The sequence below is a fragment of the Erysipelatoclostridium sp. MSK.23.31 genome, from assembly GCF_019125875.1.
In the GTDB taxonomy this organism is placed as follows: Bacteria; Bacillota_I; Bacilli_A; order Erysipelotrichales; family Coprobacillaceae; genus Thomasclavelia; species Thomasclavelia ramosa.
The window spans coordinates 1-718 of the sequence record NZ_JAHOCB010000114.1 but is presented as its reverse complement, the minus strand read 5'-3'; the positions used below and the strand labels follow the sequence as shown (position 1 = coordinate 718).

The 718-nt window shown below is 36.9% G+C and carries 1 protein-coding gene; it reads left to right on the top strand.

What is annotated here, in order from left to right; translation table 11 throughout:
• Positions 1 to 139: 139 nt before the first annotated feature.
• Entirely contained in the window at positions 140 to 619 is a 480-nt protein-coding gene (gene tnpA / locus KSU54_RS18540; protein WP_003535190.1) for an IS200/IS605 family transposase, read from the top strand.
• Positions 620 to 718 lie beyond the last annotated feature (99 nt).

The window sequence follows — 718 nt, the reverse complement described above, 5'->3', positions numbered from 1 at the left end:
TTTTTTGTCTGCAATAAAACCCCCAGCTAGGCTGGGGGTCTCAAAAAGCTTTAGCGGAGTGATAATGAAAAACCTCACGTGATATAATATAAATGCGGCTACCAACTGCAAAAATAAGATATCACTGAGGAAATGACAAATGAATAAACAGTATTCAGATGACTTACATAGTTTATCACACACAAAATGGAGTTGCAAATATCATATTGTATTTGCACCAAAATATAGAAGAAGAGCATTTTATGAAGCAAGAAGGGTAGAGGTAGGAGCAATACTAAGACAATTATGTGAATGGAAAGGCGTAAATATAATAGAAGCGGAAGTATGCATAGATCATGTACATATGTTAGTAGAAATACCGCCCAAATATAGTGTTTCAGGGTTTATGGGGTTTTTAAAGGGAAAAAGCAGTCAAATGATATATGAAAGATGGGCAAATGCAAGATATAAGTACAGACATGGAGAGTTCTGGTGTCGAGGATATTATGTAGATACAGTAGGAAAGAATGCGAAAAGAATAAAAAATTATATAGCGAATCAATTAAAAGAAGATCAGGAAAGAGAACAGCTGACACTGGATTTGGAATACCCGTTTAAAAAAGGAAAAGGGAAAAACTAAATAAATACAGAGTGCACGCGGTAGCCGTAGGCATAAGGAATGTCTTGAGACATGCGCTCTGAGAGCAGGGCTATGCCCGCAAATGTAAAACCACCGGCT

Excerpts from the sequence above, each read along its gene's own strand:
- tnpA (WP_003535190.1), top strand. The coding sequence starts at position 140 with ATGAATAAACAGTATTCAGATGACTTACATAGTTTATCACACACAAAA.